18 protein-coding genes are annotated in these 23206 nt (G+C 54.2%); 16 read left to right on the top strand and 2 right to left on the bottom strand.

What is annotated here, in order from left to right; translation table 11 throughout:
- Positions 1–9: 9 nt before the first annotated feature.
- The gene (purH, locus tag DW350_RS15815; protein ID WP_115719864.1) at positions 10–1572 is read right to left on the bottom strand and encodes a bifunctional phosphoribosylaminoimidazolecarboxamide formyltransferase/IMP cyclohydrolase; all 1563 of its coding nucleotides are present in this window, start codon (positions 1570–1572) and stop codon (positions 10–12) included.
- A 163-nt stretch (positions 1573–1735) separates the two neighbouring features.
- Here purH and DW350_RS15810 point away from each other — a divergent pair, with 163 nt between their 5' ends.
- Positions 1736–2941: an SO_0444 family Cu/Zn efflux transporter gene (locus tag DW350_RS15810; protein ID WP_115719863.1), complete on the top strand. Its 1206-nt coding sequence runs from the start codon at positions 1736–1738 to the stop codon at positions 2939–2941.
- Between the two features lie 26 nt (positions 2942–2967).
- On the opposite strand, the gene DW350_RS15805 is transcribed toward DW350_RS15810, so the two are convergent.
- Complete coding sequence (locus tag DW350_RS15805; protein WP_115719862.1) at positions 2968–4911, bottom strand: serine/threonine-protein kinase; 1944 nt, start codon at positions 4909–4911, stop codon at positions 2968–2970.
- Between the two features lie 233 nt (positions 4912–5144).
- Here DW350_RS15805 and tagH point away from each other — a divergent pair, with 233 nt between their 5' ends.
- Genes tagH through tssG form a run of 15 tightly spaced genes read left to right on the top strand, consistent with a single transcriptional unit; the run spans position 5145 to position 23193 of the window.
- The gene (gene tagH / locus DW350_RS15800) at positions 5145–6311 is read left to right on the top strand and encodes a type VI secretion system-associated FHA domain protein TagH (RefSeq protein ID WP_115719861.1); all 1167 of its coding nucleotides are present in this window, start codon (positions 5145–5147) and stop codon (positions 6309–6311) included.
- 5 nt (positions 6312–6316) lie between these two features.
- Positions 6317–6781: a type VI secretion system lipoprotein TssJ gene (gene tssJ, locus DW350_RS15795; RefSeq protein ID WP_115719860.1), complete on the top strand. Its 465-nt coding sequence runs from the start codon at positions 6317–6319 to the stop codon at positions 6779–6781.
- Positions 6782–6792: 11 nt separating this feature from the next.
- Entirely contained in the window at positions 6793–8115 is a 1323-nt protein-coding gene (tssK, locus tag DW350_RS15790; protein WP_115719859.1) for a type VI secretion system baseplate subunit TssK, read from the top strand.
- A gap of 24 nt (positions 8116–8139) precedes the next feature.
- A complete protein-coding gene (gene tssL / locus DW350_RS15785) occupies positions 8140–9450 on the top strand; it encodes a type VI secretion system protein TssL, long form (RefSeq protein WP_115719858.1) in 1311 nt (436 codons plus the stop codon).
- Complete coding sequence (tssM, locus tag DW350_RS15780) at positions 9447–12965, top strand: type VI secretion system membrane subunit TssM (protein WP_115719857.1); 3519 nt, start codon at positions 9447–9449, stop codon at positions 12963–12965. The genes tssL and tssM overlap by 4 nt, the downstream gene beginning before the upstream one ends.
- A 9-nt stretch (positions 12966–12974) precedes the next feature.
- The gene (gene tagF, locus DW350_RS15775) at positions 12975–13643 is read left to right on the top strand and encodes a type VI secretion system-associated protein TagF (RefSeq protein ID WP_115719856.1); all 669 of its coding nucleotides are present in this window, start codon (positions 12975–12977) and stop codon (positions 13641–13643) included.
- A 7-nt stretch (positions 13644–13650) separates the two neighbouring features.
- On the top strand, positions 13651–14433 hold the full coding sequence (locus DW350_RS15770) for a PP2C family protein-serine/threonine phosphatase (protein WP_115719855.1): 783 nt from the start codon (positions 13651–13653) through the stop codon (positions 14431–14433).
- A gap of 31 nt (positions 14434–14464) precedes the next feature.
- Positions 14465–15589: a type VI secretion system protein TssA gene (gene tssA, locus DW350_RS15765; RefSeq protein WP_226911337.1), complete on the top strand. Its 1125-nt coding sequence runs from the start codon at positions 14465–14467 to the stop codon at positions 15587–15589.
- A gap of 39 nt (positions 15590–15628) precedes the next feature.
- Positions 15629–16135 (top strand): type VI secretion system contractile sheath small subunit, encoded by a 507-nt coding sequence (gene tssB, locus DW350_RS15760; protein ID WP_115719854.1) that lies wholly within the window; start codon positions 15629–15631, stop codon positions 16133–16135.
- A complete protein-coding gene (gene tssC, locus DW350_RS15755) occupies positions 16132–17622 on the top strand; it encodes a type VI secretion system contractile sheath large subunit (protein WP_115719853.1) in 1491 nt (496 codons plus the stop codon). Before tssB ends, tssC (DW350_RS15755) begins: the two co-directional genes overlap by 4 nt.
- 38 nt (positions 17623–17660) lie before the next feature.
- Positions 17661–19175: a type VI secretion system contractile sheath large subunit gene (gene tssC, locus DW350_RS15750; RefSeq protein ID WP_115719852.1), complete on the top strand. Its 1515-nt coding sequence runs from the start codon at positions 17661–17663 to the stop codon at positions 19173–19175.
- Between the two features lie 11 nt (positions 19176–19186).
- The gene (locus tag DW350_RS15745) at positions 19187–19966 is read left to right on the top strand and encodes a type VI secretion system accessory protein TagJ (RefSeq protein WP_115719851.1); all 780 of its coding nucleotides are present in this window, start codon (positions 19187–19189) and stop codon (positions 19964–19966) included.
- On the top strand, positions 19956–20417 hold the full coding sequence (gene tssE / locus DW350_RS15740) for a type VI secretion system baseplate subunit TssE (protein ID WP_115719850.1): 462 nt from the start codon (positions 19956–19958) through the stop codon (positions 20415–20417). The genes DW350_RS15745 and tssE overlap by 11 nt, the downstream gene beginning before the upstream one ends.
- Positions 20414–22219, top strand: a complete 1806-nt coding sequence (gene tssF, locus DW350_RS15735; protein ID WP_115719849.1) for a type VI secretion system baseplate subunit TssF — start codon at positions 20414–20416, stop codon at positions 22217–22219. Before tssE ends, tssF begins: the two co-directional genes overlap by 4 nt.
- Entirely contained in the window at positions 22216–23193 is a 978-nt protein-coding gene (tssG, locus tag DW350_RS15730; protein WP_115719848.1) for a type VI secretion system baseplate subunit TssG, read from the top strand. Before tssF ends, tssG begins: the two co-directional genes overlap by 4 nt.
- Positions 23194–23206: the final 13 nt, after the last annotated feature.

Below are 23206 nucleotides of genomic sequence, written 5' to 3'. Positions count from 1 at the left end.
GCTGACTCCTTAGTGGCGGAAGTGGCGCATACCGGTGAAGACCATGGCAATGCCGGCTTCGTCAGCGGCCTTGATCACTTCTTCGTCGCGGATGGAACCGCCGGGCTGAATAACGGCTTTGATACCGGCTTTGGCTGCCGCATCAATACCGTCGCGGAACGGGAAGAAGGCGTCAGACGCCATGACAGAGCCGGGCACTTCCAAGCCTTCGTCTTCGGCCTTAATGCCGGCGATTTTGGCGGAATAGACGCGGCTCATTTGGCCGGCGCCAACGCCGATGGTCATTTCGTTTTTAACGTAAACAATGGCGTTAGATTTAACGAATTTGGCCACCTTCCAGGCAAAGAGAAGGTCTTTCATTTCGTCTTCGCTCGGGGCGCGCTTGGTGACAACTTTCAGGTCGCTGTTAGCCACCATGCCTTGGTCTTTATCTTGAACCAGCAGGCCGCCGTTAACGCGTTTGAAATCAAGGGCGGCAGGGCGCACTTGCCACTGGCCAGATTCCAGCAAACGCACATTGGCTTTGGCGCTACAGGCTTCGCGCGCGGCGGTAGAAACCTTGGGCGCGATAATCACTTCCACAAACTGACGGTCAACAATGGCCTTGGCTGTGTCGGCGTCCAGCTCTTGGTTAAAGGCAATAATGCCGCCAAAGGCGCTGGTGGGGTCGGTTTTAAAGGCCCGCTCGTAGGCTTCCAAAATGTTAGCGCCAACGGCCACACCACAGGGGTTGGCATGTTTGACAATAACGCAGGCCGGTTGGGTGAATTCTTTTACGCACTCAAGGGCAGCATCGGTGTCGGCGATGTTGTTGTACGACAGCGCTTTACCTTGCAGTTGCTGGGCGGTAGCAATAGAGGCTTCTTTGGGGTCGGCCTCTACATAGAAAGCCGATTGCTGATGGCTGTTTTCGCCATAGCGCAGATCCTGCTTTTTAATAAATTGGCTATTGAAGGTGCGAGGGAACTTGCTGTCACCGAACATGGCGCCAAAGTGGTTGGCAATCATGCCATCATAGGCGGCAGTGTGTTCAAAGGCGCGAATAGCCAAGTCGAAACGGGTTTCAAAGCTCAGGCTGCCGTCGTTTTCGTCCATTTCGGCCAAAATACGGCTGTAGTTGTTGCTGCTCACCACAATGGCCACGTCTTTGTGGTTTTTGGCGGCAGAACGCACCATGGTTGGGCCGCCGATGTCGATATTTTCGACCGCGTCCTCAAATTTACAGTCGGGGTTGGCTACCGTCGCTGCAAAGGGGTAGAGATTAACCACCACCAGATCGATGGGGTTAATGCTGTGCTCGCTCATGACCGCATCGTCGGTACCGCGGCGGCCAAGAATGCCACCGTGCACTTTCGGGTGCAGGGTTTTAACCCGGCCGTCCATCATCTCCGGAAAGCCCGTGTATTCGGACACTTCGGTGACGGCAATGCCGTTTTCTTTAAGCAGACGGTAAGTACCGCCGGTGGACAGGATCTCAACACCACGTTGGGTGAGAGCTTGGGCAAAGTCGGTAATACCGGTTTTGTCAGATACGCTGATAAGGGCGCGACGGATGGGGCGAGCGTCTTGCATCAGATGATCTCTATGGCTGAGCGGAAGAATAGGAAAAAGCGGGCCGTATTCTACACGAAAACGTTTCGCGTTGGCCAAACAAGGTACAAATTCCTTGCCGCTTGACCCTAAAGTGCAGTCCAAGGTTATGCTTAGGGCAGGTCCTCAATCGGACGGAGAATCCATGACATTGTTAAGCCACTTTGTTGATCTTTTTATAGAAGCGGCGCCCTGGTTGCTGCTGGGTTATATAACAGCAGCGCTGATAAAGGTGTGGCTGCCAGCCGACTGGCTAGGCAAGCATTTGGGCGGTGAAGGCATCAAGCCGGTGACCAAAGCGGCGCTGTTTGGTGCGCCTTTGCCGCTGTGTTCCTGCGGTGTGCTGCCTGCCGCCATGGGGCTGCGCCGGGCTGGCGCTTCAAAAGGGGCTACGGTGTCTTTTATGGTATCGACGCCGGAAACCGGTGTGGATTCAGTGGCGGTTTCTTATGGCTTGCTGGGCCCGTTATTGGCCATAGTGCGGCCCGTTGCTGCGGTTAGCTCGGCGCTAATTGCCGGCTTACTGGCCGGCCGTAGTGGCAGCAAAATGCGGTTTACGCCGGTTGCTGCCGAACCCGCCCGCACCAGTTGCTGCGCGAGTAGCGTTCCTAAGGCTGAGGCTACAGCAAGCTGCTGCACGGGGACGCCCAAAGCCGAGCCTTCCGTCAGCTGTTGTGGCCAAACCCCTAAAGCGGCGGCCGCCGCTAGCTGCTGCGCGCCGAAAGCCGAGGCCGCATCCAGTTGTTGCAGCACCGATAGTTGCTGCAGCCCAAGTGATAGCACTCAAAGTAAATGGCGCCAGGGCTGGGATTTTGTCACCAAAGATTTGGTCGACGACTCCGTCAAGTGGCTGCTCATTGGCCTGGTGTTTGCCGCCTTGGTTGTCACCTTTGTTCCTACCGACTTTCTTACCCGCTGGGGCGGCGGCTTAACGGCCATGGCAGTGATGGTATTGATTGGTATCCCCATGTATATCTGCGCTACCGCTAGCACCCCCATTGCCGCAGGTTTATTGCTGAGCGGTGTGTCACCGGGGGCAGTGTTGGTATTTTTGCTGGCAGGGCCTGCTACTAACGCCGCTGCCTTAGGGCTGGTACGCCAAGAGCTGGGCACTCGCGCCTTAGTGGCTTACTTGGCCGGTGTTATCGTGCCAGCGATTGCCTTTGGCTTTTTAACCAACTACTTAGCTGCGCTTTGGCCGCAAGGGGTTGTCAGTACGGCGGCCAACCATGAGTTGCTGCCGCTGTGGTTAAGAGCCTTATGCGGTTTGCTGCTGGCGGTGCTGATGCTGGGAAGCTTTTACCGGAAAATAAAGCCGGGTAGTGCCCATCATCACAGTCACAGCCATTAAAAAAGGCGGCCATTTGGCCGCCTTTTTTAGCCTGCAGACATGAGGGTATTGGCTTTTTGCATCAACGGCTGGGCGGCCACCACATGGCGATGGCTTAGCAGCTCGTTGGCTTTGGCAAGGTAAGCATTAGCCAGATTTTTACGCACCACTTTAAGGCTCGGTAGCGGCGCCGGCAGGGCTTTTTCGAAGGCGGCCAAGTCGTTATAAACCGCGTCTAATGCCTTGGCGTCTTTGGCATCGGCTATTTGCTGCTGCCAGCCGTCCAACTTGCTTTGATAAAAGGCTTCTGCCGCTGCGACCGGGTAATCCGGGTGCTGGCCATTATCGATTTGCTGCTGGTAATCGGCCAATTTGGCGATGGCAGCTTTGAGCTTATCGGCTTTGGCTAGTGGCGCTTTTAAGGTGTCAGAGGCGGGGAAGAAGCGGTTGGCAACGTCCATCAAGCGGCTAATGGCCGGGGCGTCTTCGGCGGCCATGGCGCCGTTGAGGTTATCTGCCAATTTTTGTTGTGCCTGGGCTGATGGCACCACCTCTTTGGGTGTTAAAAAGTGCAGGTCGGCTTTGAGGTTAGCTAACGCATCAATAGCTGGTGCGTCTTGATAATTGGCCTGGTCTAGCCGCGCTTTGTATTCGTCACTGAGCGCGCTGATAAGCGACTGGCGGCGCTGCTCTAAGCGCAGGTCCAAATTGCGTACGTCATCGTCGTTGGGGTAAAGATCCAAAAGGGATTTCAGCACCACGGCGGCGGCAGGAAAGTTGGGTAAGTCTGGGCGGTCTTCTTGTTTGAGCGCCGCGTCAATCTTCTGCTCAAAATGGTCAACGATGCGGTTACGGTTTACCCGTAGCACCCCGGCTTGCTCCTGGGGCGAAAGGCTTGGGAGTTTGGCTAACAGGTCATCCACCGGCATGGCGTTAATGGACGCCAGATTCAACTGATGGCTATTTACGCCATCTAACTGTGCTTGCAAGGCGTTGATTGCGGTTTTATCGCTGTGCCAGATGCCAAGAGCCATCAGCAATGACGCCGCTAACGCTGCCGGGTAAATAATGGCCATCACCGGAATGGGTTTTATGGCCTGCTGCAAGCGGTGCAAGGTAGGCTGCGGTTTTTCTTCTTTTAATAATTTACGCACCGGCTGCCAAAGCCGAAGCGGCATATGGGCCGGCTTTATCAGCTTAAATTGGCGGCGTTCTTCTTCGGTGAGCTTTTTACGGTCAAACGGGTGGCGAGAAGACAGCAGCTCAAATGACACGCAGGCAAGGGCGTACAGGTCATCACATACCGACGGTTCCTTACCGGCAATAAGTGAGGTTGACGCATAGGCTGGCGTGTAGCCGTAAACGGTGGTTTCGTCGCTTTGCTGGTCGCTTAAAAAGTCTTCGTGCAAATTCGGTTTTAACGCCTGGGCCACGCCGTAATCGAGAATTTTTATGCTGCCCTGGCTGGTCACGAAAATATTCGACGGCTTAAGGTCAGCGTGAACAATGCCGCGGGCATGGGAATACGCCATGGCCGAGAAAATTTGCTCTAACACCTTGGCGGCGCCTGGCCATTTTAAGCCTTGCGGCCTGGCCCGCTGAATGACCTTGGAAAGAGGTTCACCTTCCAGCAGCTCCATCACCATAAACCAGGTGTCGCCGTCGTGGTCCAGGTCATAAACGCGGATAATATTGGGGTGTGACAGCCGCTTGGATTTGGCCGCCTCGCGGGCCAGCAAACTCAGTGCAGAGCTGTCTTGGGTGAGCTCGGCGCGCAGTATTTTTACTGCCACCTGGGCGTCGCGTGCACCGGCTTCTTCAAGGTGCAAGTCAGTGGCTTTATAAACGTCACTCATGCCGCCAGAACCCAGCAGCGATTCAATGCGGTAACGTTGCTTTAGCGTTCTGTCGGTCCAGTTGTGTGCGTTGTCGTTGGCAACGGGCTCAATATGACCTGACACCGTTGTGTGCGTCTGGGCGCTGGCTTCCATGCTGAAACGTCCTTTGTTTCATCCATTAAATGGTGGGGTTTTAAGGTGTAAGTTCACATCCTGAACTTTTAACCTGAACTGTACTATAACGGTAAATTTATTTTCTATAAAGTTAAGCTAAACATAAAATAGATTTCGTTGACACCCATAAGGTTGATTCGTAATCTTTAGCCCATGTCTTTCGGGAAGGAAGGCAATTAGGCAAGAACATAATCAAGGAAAGGTAAAGTGCCATGGAATTGGAGCTTGAAATCACAAGCTACCACAGGCTGTCTCCCTCTATTCAGTCTGTTGTACGGTTTTCAAAGCAAAATCAATTGCTTGGAAGGTCTGAGCAATGCGATTGGCAGCTTCCCGATCCCGACCGGGTTATCTCATCTAAGCATGCGGAAATATTAAAAAAAGAAGATGCTTACTGGTTGAAAGATATTTCTACCAACGGTGTCTTTATTAATAATTCCAGCCAACCTTTAGGCAAAGAGAATCAATCTAAATTAAGCGACGGTGATGTGCTTAGAATTGGCGATTACGAGATTGCCGTTAAAATGGTTAGCCAAGTTATTGAAGAAAAAAATAATTCAATAAATTCAGCTGAGGCTGTTTCAGAAGAAGCTGAATTTAAGTCTGAACCGCTTTTTGAAGAAGCATCTGCCCCATCGCCCGAGCCCAGTTTGGGGTTCTCGTCGTTAGCTTCCTCACTGGCAGAGCCATCGGCTACCGACAGCCATGTAGAGCTACCCAAAGCAGGCGCTGCCTCTGGTATTCCCACCGAATGGAATTGGGGCAAGGCACCCAGTGAGGAAGACGCTACCGAAGCGCCGGTGCCTACGGCAAAACCCGAGCTTATTGAGGCACTTTTTGAAGGCTTGGGGATGCAAAAGCATTTTGCCGATAAAACCCCGGATGCCGCCCTGATGCGCGAGCTTGGCAACTTAACGCGCATCACCCTGGAAAGGCTGTTGGATCTGCTGCACATGCGCGCTGAGCAAAAACAAAAACTGCGGGTGCAGCAAACTACCTTTCGCCGCCAGGAAAACAACCCTCTGAAATTTTCGGCCAGTGCCCAAGACGCGCTGGAGTCGTTAGTGCTGCGCCGCCACAACTCCTTTTTGGGGCCACAAGACGCGGTGGAAGAAGCCTTTGCTGACATTCGCCATCACGAACAAGCGCTGATGGCAGCGGTCGAGCAGGTAGTGACCTCGCTATTGGATACAGATGCCGCCGTGGAAGACAGCGCCTTGGACAAAATGCCGGTGCTGGGCAAGGCCCGGGCTTTTGAGCGCTGGCAGCGCCAGCAACAGCACCTTAAACACGAATACGGCGACAGCGACCGCATGATGCGCTCTGACCTGTTCGTGGATGCTTATGAAAACGCGATTCGGAATCTAAAACAGGAGTGACATTGATGGTTGCCAAGTGGCTGCGTTCCACGCTGATGTCGGCAGTGCTGGTGTTACTGGCAGGTTGTGTTGTAGCCAATGCCGTATATGAACCCAGTACCGATTTGAATATCAAAGCGGTTGCCGGTTTAAACCCCGATTACACCGGCCGCCCTTCACCGGTGGTGGTGAAGCTTTATCAGCTCAATGGTCGCAGTGCCTTTGATGCCAGCGACTTTTTCAACCTCTATGGCGATGCGTCAGCCACCTTGGGCAAGGAATTGGTCAAGGTGGAAGACTACGAGCTGCAACCCGGAGAAAAGCGCGACATAAAGCTGCGCTTGAATAAGCACACCCGCTATATCGGCGTGGTGGTGGCGTATCGCGACATTGAAAACGCCCAATGGCGGTTGGTACTGAACGCCGACCCTACCGGTTATGACGATTTTTCTTTGAAACTGGATGCCCTGGCAGTAAGTGCCAAAGGATAACGAGAGGCAACATGGAACGTTTGGCTAAAGTCGCCTGGTCTGAAGGCATGCTGCTACGCCCGCAGCATTTCCAGCAACAGGACCGATTTCATTATCATGCCGCAAGGCTTCGCCATAGCCGCATTCATCCCTTTGGCTATGGGGTTAATCAGCTGGTACTTGACGAGCAAGTGCTGCCGTTAGGCCAACTTAGTGTTATTAAGGCCGAAGGCCTGTTCCCCGACGGCTTACCTTTTGAGTTTGATCAACAGGACGAATTGGTACTGGAAGTGCCCGCCGACAGCCGTGATGAATTGGTTTATCTGGCCATTCCGCTGGAAAAACTCGCCGGCGCTAACATTGTGGCGGCAGGCTCTCATCACATTGGCCGTTTTGTGATGCGTGATACCAAGGTATTAGACGAATCCTTAGATGACGGCGACGAAGAAGACTTAAGCCTTGCCTACCTCAACCCCAGCCTAAAGCTGGAACGAGAAGACATGGCCGGTTTTGCCACCTTGCCGCTGGCGCGCATTGTGGAAGTGCTTAACGAAAAAGAGGTCAAACTCGACCGCAGTTATATGGCCCCTTGTCTGGACATTAACGCTGTTACGCCGCTGGCGTCGTTGCTGCGAGAAGTGCTGGCCATGGTTAAGCAACGTGCCCAAGCCTTGGCTATGCGCATGCAAAAAGGGGCCGAGCAGTCCACCACCTTGCTGGACGTATTAATGCTGCAGGCCCTTAACCGCTGGCAGCCTAACCTTGAGCACCTCAAAGACAGCCCGAAAGTGCACCCGGAACGGCTTTACGGGTTACTGGTGACATTAGCCGGTGAAATGGCCACCTTTACCCGTGCCGAAAAGCGGCCACCGCCACTTCCGGCCTACCAGCATGACCGTTTAACCGAAACCTTCGGCGATTTGATGGCGGTGCTAAGCCAGTCGCTGTCAACGGTGCTGGAACAAACTGCCGTGGCGCTGAAACTCGAAGAGGCGCAGTTCGGTATCAAGGTGGCGCCGCTTACCGACAAGTCAATGCTCAGCAGTGCGCAACTGGTGTTGGCCGTTAAGGCTGATCTTAGCACCGAAGACATTCGCCGCCGCCTGCCCACGCAAATCAAGCTGGGGCCGGTGGAACACATACGGGATCTGGTGAACAACCACTTGCCGGGCATTGGTGTCAGTGCCTTGCCGGTGGCGCCACGGCAGATCCCTTATCACGCCGGTTATCACTACTTCTTGTTAGACAGCCAGTCGGAGCGCTGGCAGCAGCTTAAACAAAGTGGTGGCCTGGCTTTGCATATGTCGGGCAATTACCCCGGCTTAGCCTTGGAACTTTGGGCTATCAGGCAGTAAATCAGCACCCACAGGGATGTGAGTATGAACGACAGCACTATTATCAAGCCGCGCCCAGGCGCGCGCCAGGCAGTGTCGCGACCTGCGCCAGCGCCTGACAACCAACATGATGATAAAACCGCCCTGGCCTCGGTCAGTGACGACTTTCAACGTGGCCGTTTTCGGTTGCCGACAACCCACTTAGAGCCGCTGGTTGACGACGCATCGAAGATTTTGTCGCTGGCCAACCGCCTGGCTCAGGCCAGCAGCGTTGACGACATCAGCACCCTAAAGCGCCAGTGCATGGACCTTATCCGCGAATACCAGCGGAGCCTGCAAAGCCAGCAACAGCCTGCCGACACCATCAATATGGCGTCTTACTGCTTGTGTGCGTTGTTAGACGAAATCGTGCTTAACAGTCCCTGGGGTGGCAGTGGCCAGTGGGCGGCCAGCTCCTTGTTGTCGGAATTTCATTCAGAAACCCTGGCCGGTATTCACTTTTTTGAACTGGTGGAAAAAGCGCAGCGCACCGGTGACATACCGCTGCTGACCTTACAGTTCCTGTGTTTGAGCTTGGGTTTTAAAGGTAAATACCGGGTTGAGAATCTAGGGCAGGAAGCCCTAGATGGCTTAAAAGACCGTATTTATCAGCAAATTTGTGGTGAAAAGGGCCGCTTTGCTACCCCCTTTGAAGGTGGCTGGGAACAAAAGCTAGTACCAGGGAATGAGTTAGCCCAGCGTTTCCCGCTGTGGGTCGCTTTTGCCTTTTGCGGCGTGTTGCTGTTGCTGCTTTATATGTTTTTTGCCTACCAAATTAACCATAAAGCCCAGCCCGTATTTCTTGATATGGCGCGGGTGGCCATTGATTCAAAACCGGTAGCAGCCACCGGCCAGGGCGATCTTAAAGATTCGCCTGACGCCAAATACCTGCGGCAAATTCTGCAAACCGAAATTGCCAAGGGCATGCTGTCCATGGTGTATCTGCCTGATCGCATTCGTATGCGTATCGGTAACGAGGCCTTGTTCGATTCCGGCTCTGCCACAGTGCGCCAGGCCATGACGCCAGTGCTTGATAAAATCGCCAGGGCTCTGGAATCAACCCACGGCAAAATTCTCATTACTGGCCACACCGACGACCAGCCCATTTTTACCAGCAAATACCCGTCTAACTGGCACTTGTCTTTGGCCAGAGCGAACGCCGTGGCCGATGTGCTGGCCCATGGCGGCAAACTCGATGGCCGGCTTTGGCCGGAAGGGCGCGGCGCTGCCGAACCCTTGGTGGCCAACGATAGCGCCGCTCACCGCGCGCTTAATCGCCGGGTAGAAATTGATTTGATTGCTGAGGCGGGCAAATGAAAGTGATGACATGGATGGCACGCTTAGGCGCGGTATTAAAATCTCGCTACACCATTATTGTGCTGGGGGCGCTGGCACTGGCGCTTATTATCTGGTTTGGCGGTCCCTTGCTTGCCATTGCCGGCTGGGAACCGCTGGCGTCGGTGGCGGCGCGGGTTATTTTTCTGCTGCTAATTGTGCTGATTTGGGGTGGCTTATACCTGCTGCGCATCAAGCGTGAGAAAAAGGCCAACGAGCAGGTGGTCAGCGAAATGCTGACCAGCGCTAACACCGACGATGAGCTGTTAAAAGAAGAAGTGGAAACCTTGCGCGAAAGAATGCGTGAGGCGCTGGCGCTTGTGAAAAAGTGGAAGCCGGGGCGGTTTCGCTCGGTCTACGAACTGCCCTGGTACATGATCATTGGCGCCCCAGGTTGCGGTAAGTCGACAGCGCTTTTGTCATCAGGCTTGGAGTTTCCCCTTAAAGAACAAATGGGGATTGATTCGGTTAAAGGGGTTGGCGGCACTCGTCACTGTGATTGGTGGTTTACCAACAAAGCGGTGATCATTGATACCGCTGGCCGCTATACCACCCAAGATAGTGCCGACAAGCGCGATGCCCGCGGTTGGAATTCGTTTTTGGGGCTTTTAAAGAAAAACCGTCCGCGCCGGCCTATTAACGGCGTGTTGCTGTCGGTTAGCGTGGCCGATCTCTTAGAGCAAACCCCTACCGAGCGCATGCTTCATGCCCGGGCGTTAAAGCAGCGGGTGCAAGAGCTAAAAAACCGTTTGGGGCTGGTGTTCCCTGTTTATCTGCTGCTGACCAAGTTTGATTTGCTGGAAGGCTTTAACGACATCTTTGCCCAGCTTTCAGAAAAAGAGCGTGAAGAAGTCTTCGGCATGACCTTCGCCTTGCAGTCGGTACGTGACCCTAAAAGCCTGCCGCAGGTGTTTGAAAACGAATTTAATGCGCTCTTGGCCCGGGTGGACCAGTTTGCCCTGCACCGCTTGCAGCAGGAACGCAACCCCAATGCCCAGCGGCGCATTTACCAATTTTCCAAGCAGCTGGCGCTATTGCAGGCACCGCTTTGGGACATGCTAAAAGAGGTGTTCTTTCCTTCTGCCTATGAAGAAGTGCCATTGCTGCGCGGCATCTATTGGGTGTCGTCTGAACAGGGCGGCCAGGCGAAAGACAAGGTCTCTAAATTGGTTGATAGCCAATTCAAGCTAAAAACTGCCGCCTCGCCAGCAACGGCCCATACCCGCGATGGCTTCTTTTTGCGCCGGCTGTTTGAAGACATTATTTTTTCCGAACATAACCTTGCCAGCACCGATGTGGCCCATGAAAAACGCTTTGTATGGGTACGGCGTGGCGCCTTGGCCGCTGCTGCGTTGGCCACCCTGGCACTGGGGGTAAGCTGGTATTTGTCGTATCAGTGGAACAGCTCGCTGGTGGCCGGTTATGACAAAACCCTAAAAACGCTGAAGCCAACCTTGGCGCAAAAAGACCTAGACTGGGTCAAGCTTAACGATCTGCTCACGGCGGTGTCGTCGATGCCGGGCGTTGAAGGCAAACCCATGCCGTCTGGCGGGCCGCAGCAGCTTGGCCTGTTTCAGGGGAACATGCTGGGCCAGGCAGCTGAAGGGGCTTACGGGCGTTTATTGCAAATGCGCCTGGGCACGGCCCTGACGTCCAGTTTAGAAAGCGAAATTGGTGCTCATCTCGATAACCTCGAATACCTCTACGAGACCCTTAAAACCTACCTGATGCTGCACGACCGTTCGCATTTGGACGCCGACCAGGTCCATGCCTGGTTTGAACTGATGCTTGAGCGCAAGCTACCCGGCGAGGTGAACCGGGCAACCCGCGAATCCCTTAATAACCACCTGACCCGGCTTTTGGCCCTGGGCCAGTCGCTGCCGCTGGATAACCAGTTGGTAGCCAACGCGCGCGCAGAACTCACAGCTATGCCGCTAGCCGAGCGGGCTTATCATCGCATCAAGCTGGACGCGCAAAGTTCACGGCTACCGGATTTTCGTTTGCCGCTGGTGCTGGGTTCGGTGGCGGACGCTGTTTTTGAACGTCGCTCTGGTACCAATTTGGAACAAGGCATCCCGGGACTTTATACCCGTAATGGTTACACCGGCGTCTTCTTGCCAGAGAAAGACAAAATCGTTAAACGCTTGGTGGAAGACTCCTGGGTTTATGGCCAAAAAGACAATGATTTTCGCCATTTGGATGAAGCGGCTATCCAAAAAGGCGTCACCGAGCGGTATTTCCGCGACTACGTTTATGCCTGGGACGAGTTCCTCAAAGACTTGCGCATCAAGCCTTTTGACAACGCCCGCGACGGTGCCCGTATTGCCAATCAGCTTTCCGGCCCCGAGGCACCGGTTAGCCGATTACTGGCGGCGGTTAAGAAAAACACTGACTTAACGGTGCCGAAAGAGCAAAGCAAATTGGGTGCGGCGGCAGAACAAGCCAAAGATGCGGCTAACGCCAGGCTTTCTGAACGTAAACGCCAGCTTTCTGGTTTGGTGGCCTCAACCATGTCGCAAGATACCCCCAAAGACACACCGGTAGACGACGCCTTTAAGCGGCTAAATGCGGTGCCAGGGGAAATGGTTGCCAAGATGCAAAGCGACATCAAAGTCACTGCCCGCTATTTTGAAGAGCAGGGCGGCTTGTCGCAGCCTCATGCCATTGCCACTGTTGATCGCGGCCAGTTCGATGATGCCCTTAAAGACTTTTATGCCACCTTGTCGGATGCCGAAACCGACCAGCTTGATGGTTTGATGGGCGACTTTATTGTTGATGCGAAAAAAGTGGTGCGCCAATCCACCAGCCGTTCTATCAACGAAATTTGGCGCTCCAGTGTGTACCGGGATTATCGCAGCGCCATTGCCGGTAAGTACCCGTTCCGTCGGCAGTCCGATTCTGATGTGGCGCTACAAGATTTCGCCAGCTTCTTTGGCTATGGCGGTACCCTCGATACCTTCTTTAAGCAGCAACTCAAGCCATACGTGGATACCCAGCGCACGCCTTGGACCCTGACCAAAGATATTGGCATTAGTCAGCGCAGCTTGGCGGTGTTTGAAAAAGCCCAGCAAATTCGCGAAATTTTCTTTCAGCGCGGTACCAACCAACCCAAGCTTGGCTTTAGTTTGAAACCGGTGTTCTTAGATTCACGGGTGAGCCAATTCATGCTGGAAATCGATGGCCAAGACTTAGTTTACCGCCACGATCCGCCACGTTTTGTCAGCTTTAACTGGCCAGAGCGCACCGGTGCCCAAGAAACCCGTGTGGTGTTTACCCCAACCGGTAAATCCTCGCCGCTTGCGGCCAGTTATCAAGGACCTTGGGCCATCTTTAAACTGCTGCAAGAGTCGGCGCGGCTTTCCACCCAAGACCGTCATGAACTGGTGGAAATCAATCTTGGCGAATATCAGGCCAAGCTGGAGTTGGTTACCAACTCGGTCAAGCAGCCTTTTAACAGCAAAATGCTGGAAAGCTTCCAGTTACCCAGAACCTTGTAGGACGACGTTATGTGGGGATATTTCGGCAAGGTGCCGAACCGGGGCGATTTTATATGCCATGAATTGGCACCCAGTATCAGAGACTTGTTCTTTGAGTGGTGTCAGGCGGGGTTGGCGGTTAGCCGCGAGCAGCTAGGTGATAAATGGCTGGACGCTTACCTCACCGCCCCCATTTGGCACTTTGCTGCCAGCCCCGACACTTTGGATGAAACCGGACTGGTGGGCACGCTAATACCGTCGGTTGACCGGGTAGGGCGCCACTTTCCGTTTATGGTGATTGGCCAGTATTCCGGCCGCGCCTTAGATGCCTGGCGAGACCCGCAATGGTCGGGGTTGCTGGAAGACAAAGTGCTGGCGGTACTGGATGACAACTGGGACGAGCGAAGCTGGCTAACCGGCCTGAATGACATTGCCCCACCGGCCCCCAGTAAGGGGCGGCTAAAGCTGCCAACCGAAGAAGGCAATGTGGTACTGCCCGGCGATGTGTCAGAAAACCAATTGCTGGCTGCACTGCTGAACAGACAAGGAGAAAAAACCCTCTGGTGGACACAAGGTTCGGCTTTTGTTGAACCTTGCTGGTTGTCGACCCGGGGTCTGCCTCAGGTAGGGCAGTTTGCCGCGTTACTGGCCGGACAATGGCAGCAACAGGGATGGCAACAAGCAACCTTAATGGAGTAATTCACTAATGCGTTATATTTCATCCGGTTTTACCCACAGGGGAGGCACCCGGAATCATAACGAAGATGCTTATTTAGATGTTACCGAACAAGGAATTTGGTTGGTGGCTGACGGCATGGGGGGTTATCAAGCCGGTGATGTAGCAAGCCAATTAATTTGTGACACCGTTGATAGTGAAATAAGAAAAAGAGATTTAGGCAAATTTACAGTAAATGATTTAGAAAAAGCATTATTGCTTTCTAATAAAAAAATTCGTGATTACGGGGCGCGATTTTTAGACGACCAAACCATAGGTTCAACGGTGGTGGCGTTAATGACAGTAGCCAATCACTTTCATCTTTTTTGGGTGGGAGATAGCCGCTGTTATTTAGCAAGGGATGGCCAACTAAAACAAATTTCACGCGATCATTCGCAAGTGGCTGAAATGGTTGAACAAGGCTTGCTTGATGAGGCCGAGGCAGAGTCGCATCCTTTGGCGCACGTGATAACTAGAGCGGTAGGGGTTGATGACGAACTTACCCCGGAATACCTTTCTGGAGAGGTAAAGGAAGGTGATATATTTTTAATTTGCAGTGACGGTATTAGCAAAGAATTCAATCAGCAAGAGCTAAATGCCTTTTTATCTTTAGGGGAGCTTGAAGAAGCAGGAATGGCCATAATGCATTCAGCTTTAGTTAAAAAATCAAAGGATAATATAACCTGTGTTCTTGTGAAGGCACAGCAGGATTGCTATGCTAATTTTTCTAGCGAAAATGGTGATGATGTAACCATCCCGATTTATTCTCGCTAGGTAAATGGAATTTAAATGCTAGGGAAAGCTTGTGAGTGAAATAGCCATTTCTCTCTTTGATTTTAATGCCTTGATGGCATCAATCTCGGATGATAATCCGTGCGGTATTGACCTGCGCGCGGATGAATCGCCGGTTTCCCCCTATTTCACCCTTAAAGACATTCGTAATCAGGCCCGGGCCATCGAGCGCCAAGCGGTGCTGGATGACGAATATCAGCCGCCCAGTCAGTGGCGAGATCTCAGCCAACAAATCCCCGATATCGTTGCTGGCCAGTCGAAAGATTTAGAGCTGGTTACCTGGCTTATTGAAGCCTGGTGCCGCGAGTACGGTTTTTTAGGGTTAAAAGACGGCTTCTTACTGGCTGCCAACTTGATTGAGCAGCACTGGGAACAGCTGTATCCACTGCCTGATGAAGACGGTATTGCAACCCGTTTGGCGCCCTTGGTGGGGCTAAATGGCCTGGATGCCGAAGGCACCCTGATCCAGCCTATTTTGTCTATTCCGCTTTTCTTCGGCCAAACCTATGGTCCTTTTGCTACCTGGCAATGCGAGCAGGCCGCCGAAGTGAACCGTATGGACAAAGAAAAAGCCGAGCAAAAGCGCAAGGCCGGGGCGGCGAGCTACGACCAAATTAATCAAACCGTGAAGGAAATGCCGGCCAGTGAACTGGTGGCACTGGCCGACCATATCGAAGGCGCCCAGCAAGCCTTTCAGCGGTTATCCGATGCCATGGATAACGCCAGCCAAGAGCCGCAAGCCACCAGCCAGGTGACCAAAGCCCTGAAGCGCTGCCGCGATGCGCTGTGGTTTCATGCCGGCGAGATTATTGAAAAAGCCCGCGAGCAGGCGCAAGCCTTGAGCGATGACGGCTACGAAGAAAATGCTGAAGGTGAAATTTTGCCTACCGGCACCAGCGGCGATGCCGTGCAAAGCGCTATTCATAGCCGCGAGCAAGCGGTTAAGCAATTGGCGCGGCTGGCCGACTTTTTCCGCCAAACAGAGCCGCATTCACCGGTGTCTTATGCCATAGAGCAGGCCATTCGCTGGAGCAAGCTCACCCTACCCGAATTAATGCAGGAACTGATCAGTGACGACGGTGCCCGTGCTGGCTTTTGCCGGCTAACCGGTGTGCCAGGAACCGGAGCCCAAGAATAGTACGGGCCTAAACCGTGAAGTGCGAAAGGAGATGAAGACATGGACAGCATCCACCAGAAGTTAAACCGGGTCCGTAAACCCCGGGTACACATTACTTATGACGTTGAAACCGAAGGCGCCATGGTCAAGAAGGAATTGCCCTTCGTGGTCGGCGTTATGGGCGATTTTTCCGGTAATAACAACACCGAGATTAAGCCCCTTAAGGACCGTCGTTTCATTCAGATTGACCGCGACAATTTCGACGATGTTATGCGCCGAATGAGCCCGAAAATCAAAATGAAGGTGGATAACAAGCTTAGCGATGAAGACTCGCAAATCAGTGTCGAACTGGCCTTTAACTCCATGGCTGATTTCGAACCAGCTGCGGTAGTGAACCAAGTTGAGCCACTGCGCCAACTGATGGAAACCCGCAACAAGCTGCGTGATTTGATGACCAAGGTTGACCGCTCTGAAGAGCTCGAAGTGCTGCTGGAAAGGGTACTGAACAACTCTGAAGATCTGCAAAAACTGGCCACGGAACTGGCCGATGGGGAGGACAAGGAATGAGCGCCGAACAACAAGCTGCCGTTGCCGCCGAGGAAGAGATCTCACTGTCTTTGCTTGAGCAGGCCATTGGTGCCACCAAGCAAACCGAGTCAAGCCGGGCTGAGGAACTGATCCGCACCCTGACCGATGAGGCGATGAAGGGCACCGTTACCTGGAATAAAAACCTGACGGTAACCTTTAACCAGGCCATTAGCGCCTTGGATACCCTTATCTCCAGCCAGCTGGCGGCCATTATGCACAACGAAGACTTCCAAAAATTGGAAGGCTCCTGGCGCGGCCTGCAGCACTTGGTCATGAATACTGAAACCAGTGCGTCGATGAAGCTGCGGGTAATGAACCTGCCGAAAAAAGAGCTGCACAAGGATTTGTCCAAGGCGGTGGAGTTCGACCAATCTCAAGTCTTTAAAAAGATTTATGAGTCAGAATTCGGCACCCCTGGCGGCGAACCTTATGGCGCTATTATTGGCGACTACGAGTTCACCAACCACCCCAACGACATGGAAACCTTGGGTTTAATGTCTAACGTGGCGGCGGCGGGCTTTTGCCCCTTCCTGTCGGCAGCGTCACCGTCGCTGTTTGGCTTTGATAACTGGACCGAGCTAACCAAACCCCGCGATTTGGAAAAAGTGTTTGAGTCGCTCGAATACACCAAATGGCGCTCGTTCCGTGATTCTGAAGACTCGCGTTTTGTGTCGCTTTCCATGCCGCGGGTTTTGGCGCGCCTGCCTTACGGTGAAGCAACCAAGCCGATTGAAGAGTTTGGCTACGAAGAGTTTGACGTGGACCCGCAAACCGGCCGTGCTGGCACCACCGACCACGACAAGTATTGCTGGATGAATGCCTCTTATGTACTGGGTACCCGCATGACCGAAGCCTTTGCCAAATACGGTTTTTGCACCGCTATTCGCGGCGCTGAAGGTGGCGGTAAAGTTGAAGGCTTGCCAACCCACATCTTCACCAGCGATGACGGCGACCCGGATCTGAAATGCCCAACTGAAATTGGCATTACCGACCGCCGTGAAGCGGAGCTGTCGAAACTGGGCTTTTTGCCACTGTGCCACTACAAAAACACCGACTATGCCGTGTTCTTTGGCGCGCAGACTTGCCAAAAACCGAAGATCTACGACAACCCCGACGCCACCGCCAACGCCGCTATTTCGGCGCGGTTGCCTTACATGATGGCCACCTCGCGTTTTGCCCATTACCTAAAAGTGATGGCCCGCGACAAAATTGGCTCCTTCATGGAAGCGCCGGATGTGGAATCGTGGCTTAACCGCTGGATCCTCACTTACGTTAACGCCTCCGAGGGCGGTGGCCAGGAGATCCGCGCCAAGTACCCCTTGGCCGATGCCAAAGTCCAGGTAAAAGAGATACCAGGCCGTCCTGGTTCTTATAACGCCGTGGCCTGGCTTCGTCCCTGGTTGCAAATGGAAGAGCTCACCACCTCGTTGCGACTGGTTGCCAAGATCCCCGAGATCGGCGGTTAATCTGCCTGAGGCGGCCTAGCCGCCTCGCAAGGATGCGTATGAATATGGCATTGGAATTTGTCGCCAAGGACTATCTTGAGCGGCCGGAGCCTGCTGTTAACAGCCCCATCCTGCCCATGGGTTTCATGGCCAGGGTGGCGGCTGAGCCAGACGAGCTCAAGGCGCTGTTGATGTGGCTTGGCCGCGTTAATCCAGAAAAAAGCTGGACCGATAACAGCGTTAAAGCGCTGCTGGCAAAAACGCTGGTGGTGCTGGACGAGCTTATCAACGCCCAGCTCAATGCCATATTGCATCACCCTGAGCTACAAGCTTTAGAGGCCAACTGGCGTGGCCTTTGGTTGCTGACCGAGCAAGCCGCCCACGACGACAGCGAAGGCCTTGTGAAAATTCGCGCCCTCGACCTTGACTGGGCGGAGCTGTCAAAAGATCTTGGCCGGGCCATTGAGTTTGACCAGTCTCGGTTATTCCAGAAAATCTATTCCAACGAATTTGGTATGCCAGGGGGCGAGCCTTTTGGCGTGCTGATAGGTGCCTACAGTGTTAGCCATCGCAGCACTGGCGGGCAAACCAATCTTGATACCTTAAAAGAGCTGAGCCGAGTGGCCGCCGCAGCATTCGCCCCGGTGGTGCTTAATGCCGAACCGAGCTTTTTTGGTGTTGATTCCTTTAGCGATTTAACCGGCATGATGGAGCTTGGCAGCTACTTTGATTCGGCAGAGCTGGCGAAATGGCGAGCCCTTCGTGACATGGACGACTCGCGTTTTCTGGCGCTGGCCATGCCACGGGTCATGATGCGCCCGCCTTATCGTGGTGAAGGCACCGGCCCGGAAGCTTTTCGTTTTGTTGAACAGCGCGCCAACCCGCAGCGGGACTTTCTTTGGGGCCCTGCCTCTTTTGCCGCAGGCACCGTGATTATCCGCGCCTTTTGCGAGTCGGGCTGGTTTGCCAACATTCGCGGTTACCAACGGGGCCGGGTTACCTTCGGCGCCATTGATAACCTGCCTTCAATTCAGCGGTTGACCCATTGCGGCAATATTTACCAAACCCGCACCCCGGTTGACTGGCAAGTGTCTGACCGCCTGGAAAGACTGTTGTCAGAAGAAGGCTTTTTGCCTCTGCTGCCGCTCACCAACACCGATATGTTAGTGCTGCACTCGGCCGCATCGGTACAAAGACCCAAACACTATGACAGCACCACGGCGCAGCTAAGCGCCCGGTTATCGACCATGTTGCACTACACCCTTTGCGTGTCCCGTTTTGCTCACTTTTTAAAAGTCATGGGCCGCGACCGGGTGGGGGGCTACAGCACCCCGGAAGAATGCCAATCGTACCTGCAGCGCTGGCTGCACAGTTACACCATGGCCTCGGAAGGGGCCTCAGACGACATGCGTGCCCGCTTTCCCTTGCGTGAAGCCAAGGTGGTGGTGCGCGAAAGGCCCACAGAGCCGGGCCGTTACTACTCGATCATTCGCTTACAACCCCATTTCCAACTCGACCAGTTGGTGACCGGGGTCAAGCTGATAACGGAACTGACCCCGGTCAACGGGGGCTGAAGGACGGATTTATGAAAGGGATCATCGACGCACTTAACGCCGGCTTGCTAGACGAAGCCATCGACGTGGCGCAGCAGGCGGTTAAAGACAACCCGGCTGACTTGGACTTGCGGGCAAAACTCATTGAATTGTTGTGCCTGGATGGACAACTGCAACGGGCAGATGACTCGCTGGCAAGCCTGGTTAAACGTGAACCGCAATGGATAGGCGGTGCCGCCAACTTGCGCCAACTGCTGCGTGCCCAGCAGGCACGCCAGGCCTTTCACCAAGGCCAGCTTGCTGACGATGTTGTCGCCGCCGAAGGCCCAGCCTTAGAAGCCTTGATTGCATTAAAAAGCCAGTTAGCGGCTGGCAATGAAACGGCCGCTTATCAAGCCGCCGCACTTTTGGAAGAAAGCCGCGGCGGTGAAGGGCCCTTGGCCGATGTTCGCGACTGCGATGACAGTCTCGGCCCTTACCTTGAGTGCCTGGGTACCGACGGCAAGTTTTACCTGTGGCGCTTTGATGAAATTGCCGCCATTCAGTTTCACCCGCCCACTTCCCCGCTGGAAACGCTGTGGCGCCGGGCCCAGGTGAGCTTAAACGACGAGCGTGAAGGTGAGGTTTTCATTCCTCTGACTTACGCCACCGCCGGTGATAACCGGCAAAAACTTGGCCGCGAAACCGACTGGCAGCAACAGGGTGAGCTGGTAACCGGTGTCGGCCTTAAGTTGTTTTTGGTCGGTGAAGAGGCGTTGAGTCTGATTGAGCTGGCTGCCACTACCGCCGCTGAGGCGCGCCATGTCGGCTGAGCAACTGGCGCAGCTAAGTGTGCTTGACCGCCTGTTAGACGAAGGCGAGACGCAGCGGTTTTCGTTAACAGCGCTACGCCAGTCGGTGCGGCGCGACCTGGAGTGGCTTCTTAATGCCCGCCGTAGCTGGCTGCCTTGGGATGACAACCACAGTGAATTGGATACCTCGGTTTTAGGTTTTGGGCTGCCCGATTTCACGGTAATGGAGTTGTCGACCGAAGAAAGCCGGTTGTGGTTGTGCGAGGAAGTGAAAAAAACCATCAACCGCTTTGAGCCGCGGCTCACACAGGTTGAGGTCAGCTTAAAAGATAAAGATACGCCACAAGACCGGGTGCTGAGGTTGCGCATTGATGCGGTGTTACTGGCGGATCCAGTGCCGCAACCGGTGGCGTTCGACTCCGAAATGGAACCGATAAATTTGTCTGTCACCTTGCAGGAAAGTTTGCGATGAGTGAAACACTGCTGAAGTACTACAACCGAGAATTAGCGTATTTACGCCGCCAGGGCGCTGAGTTTGCTCAGCAATACCCTAAGGTGGCGGGGCGCCTTAGGATCAGTGAAGAAGCGGTGGAAGACCCCCATGTGTCGCGCCTTTTAGAAGGGGTGGCCTTTATGACGGCGCAAATTCGCCAGCGTTTAGATGGCCATTTCCCGGAGCTGGCCGATGTGTTGCTGGGCAGTCTTTACCCTGACTACCAGGCTCCCATTCCGTCGATGACGGTGGCCGAGCTTAAACCGGCACCGGCGTTGTCATCACATATGGCGGTGCCAGCGGGGCTGAGCTTTACCACTCAGGTTGAGAACATGCCGGAGTGCTATTTCAGTGCTGCTGGCAACCAAGTGCTGGCCAATATTGATGTAAAAAACGCCGCTTTTGAGAACGCTCCCTTTGATGCGCCGCGGCCGCAAGGCAGCCAGGGTGCACAAGCGGTAATAAAACTGCGCCTAAGCTCTGAGCTTGATTTCAGCGAAATTGACCTGCCATTTCTGCGTTTTTACCTGCATGGGCAAACGCACCAAAGCCACGAGCTTTACGAGCTGATCCACCGCTGCGCCCTGGGTTTTGCCGTTGCGCCCGTAGGCGACAGCCGCCAATTACAGTTTTACGGCAAAGAGCACATTACGCCGGTAGGCTTTGATGCCGACGAGGCGGTGGTGCCTTACAGCCAGCGCAGTTTTAGTGGTTATCGGCTGTTGGTTGAGCACTTCTTGTTTGCCGAGAAGTTTCTGTTTGCCGACTTTAACGATATTCGCTGGCCGCAAGACAAAGCTGTCGACCTTTATATCTACCTGGCCGAAGGCTCTAGCGAGCAGGAAAAAAGCCTGGTGGCCGAGCACCTTAGGTTAGGCTGCGTGCCTTTGGTTAATACCTTTGAATCCCTTAGCGAAACCATGCGTTTTGAAGAAGAGGCGCTGGAATACCGCCTGGTGCCCAACTACCGCAACGCCGATGCCACCGAAGTGGTACGTATTTTAGGGGTAGAACTGGTTAAGGCCGACGAAGTGTTGCCGCTGGCGCCTTACTACGGTTTGCACCATCCGCGCTGGCAAGACAGCGTTAGCTTGTATTGGCATGCTCGCCGCCGCTACAACGACTGGGCAGGTGGCCAGTACGAACCGGGCACTGAAACCTACTTGTCGTTGGTGAATAAAGACTATGAGCACCAAGACGAAGACGAGCTGCCAAGCGACCGTTTTTTACGCGTTAAAGTGCTGGCCTGTAACCGCAACGCGCCAGCACAGCTGCCCTTTGGTGGCGGCCAGCCGCAGATGCGTGCCGAAGACCCTTACATTCACGATATTAAGGTGCTGGTAGCGCCTACGGCCACCGTGCGGCCAGAGCTGGATGATGCCAGCCGCTGGCAGTTTATTCGTCATTTGTCTTTGGAGCACTTCGCCGGGGCAGATGCCCTGGCCCGCTTAAAAGCGGTGCTGCACCTGCACGACTTTAAGCAAACCCCCGAGTCGCAAGCACTGATTGAAGGCATTGAAGAAGTCAGTATTAAACCGGCGGTGGCCCGGGTTGGCAGCGGCGTACGTAAGGGACTTTGTCAAGGTAACGATATTGCTATTCGCTTTTCCAAACCCCGATATGCCGGGGCCAGCGTGTACTTGTTTTCAGCGGTGCTGGACCGCTTTTTCGCCCAGTTTGCCCAGCTTAATACCTTCACGCGGCTGCGCATTCGGTTAACCGGCCACCACCAGGATTACCACGTCTGGCCAACCCGGGTTGGTGAGCAGGAGCTGTTATGACCGGCCAGCGTAGCGCCTCAGACAGCGGCTCGTTATATCGGGAGATTTGGCGTATTGAGCGGCAAATCAAAAACGATAAAAGTCCCTGGCATCGCGTCGGTGAAGATGGATGGCCAGACAAAGAACTGGTGAAGTTCCGTGCGCGCCAGCATCAAGGGTTTGCCGGGCAAGATGTGGTTAGGGCCCGCCATCAGCGCACCGAAGACGGTAAGTTGCGAGCAGTACTGGATTTGGACTTTATGAGCCTGACCGGTGCTAGGGGGGTATTGCCTGGCCATTACAGCGAACTGGTGCTTCAGCAACTGAAAGCGAAATCGCCAGCGCTGCAGGACTTTTTAGACCTGTTTAATCACCGGTTGCTGTCACTTTTTTATCGCAGCTGGGCCCGCACCCAGCCAGCGGTTGCCCAGGAACGCGACGAGTTAGACCCCTTTACCGCCATCATGCGGGCCCTAACCGGCGTGGAGGATGACAGCCAGTTGCAATACGGCGCAGCGCTGATGCGCGGCCCCAAAAGTGGCGCTGTGCTGTGCCAAATACTTGAAGACCTTACCGGTATTAAGGTGCGCTATCAGGCGCTGCAAGGTGGCTGGGTTGGGGTCGATATAGCAGAGCAAAGCGCGATGCCCAGCAAGCAAAAACCGATGGGGCAATTTGCCCACCTTGGTGAAGCCGTTTTGGGCAGTAAAACCTGGGTAGCTGACAAAGGCTTGGTGCTGAACTTTGCACCAAAATCACACCAACAAGTGGCGTCTTTGCTGCCAGGCGGCCAGTACAGCGGCGCTGTGGCCGACCTTAACCTGGCTTTTGCTGGCCGCCAAACTCGGGTGCGTTGCCAAATGACCACCCAAGCCCGTTTTTTGCCCGGAGCCCGGGCTAATGCCAAAAGCCGTTTGGGAGCAGACAGCTTTTTACAAGCCATAAATCAGCCCGACAGCATTGTGACTGTGGGCTTTACGCCAAGGAAAGGATGAAGACATGTCTTCA

It is taken from the genome of Gallaecimonas mangrovi (genome assembly GCF_003367375.1).
Taxonomy (GTDB): domain Bacteria; phylum Pseudomonadota; class Gammaproteobacteria; order Enterobacterales; family Gallaecimonadaceae; genus Gallaecimonas; species Gallaecimonas mangrovi.
Note: the sequence above shows the minus strand (reverse complement) of the source record. Positions and strands in the feature narration are given on the sequence as shown.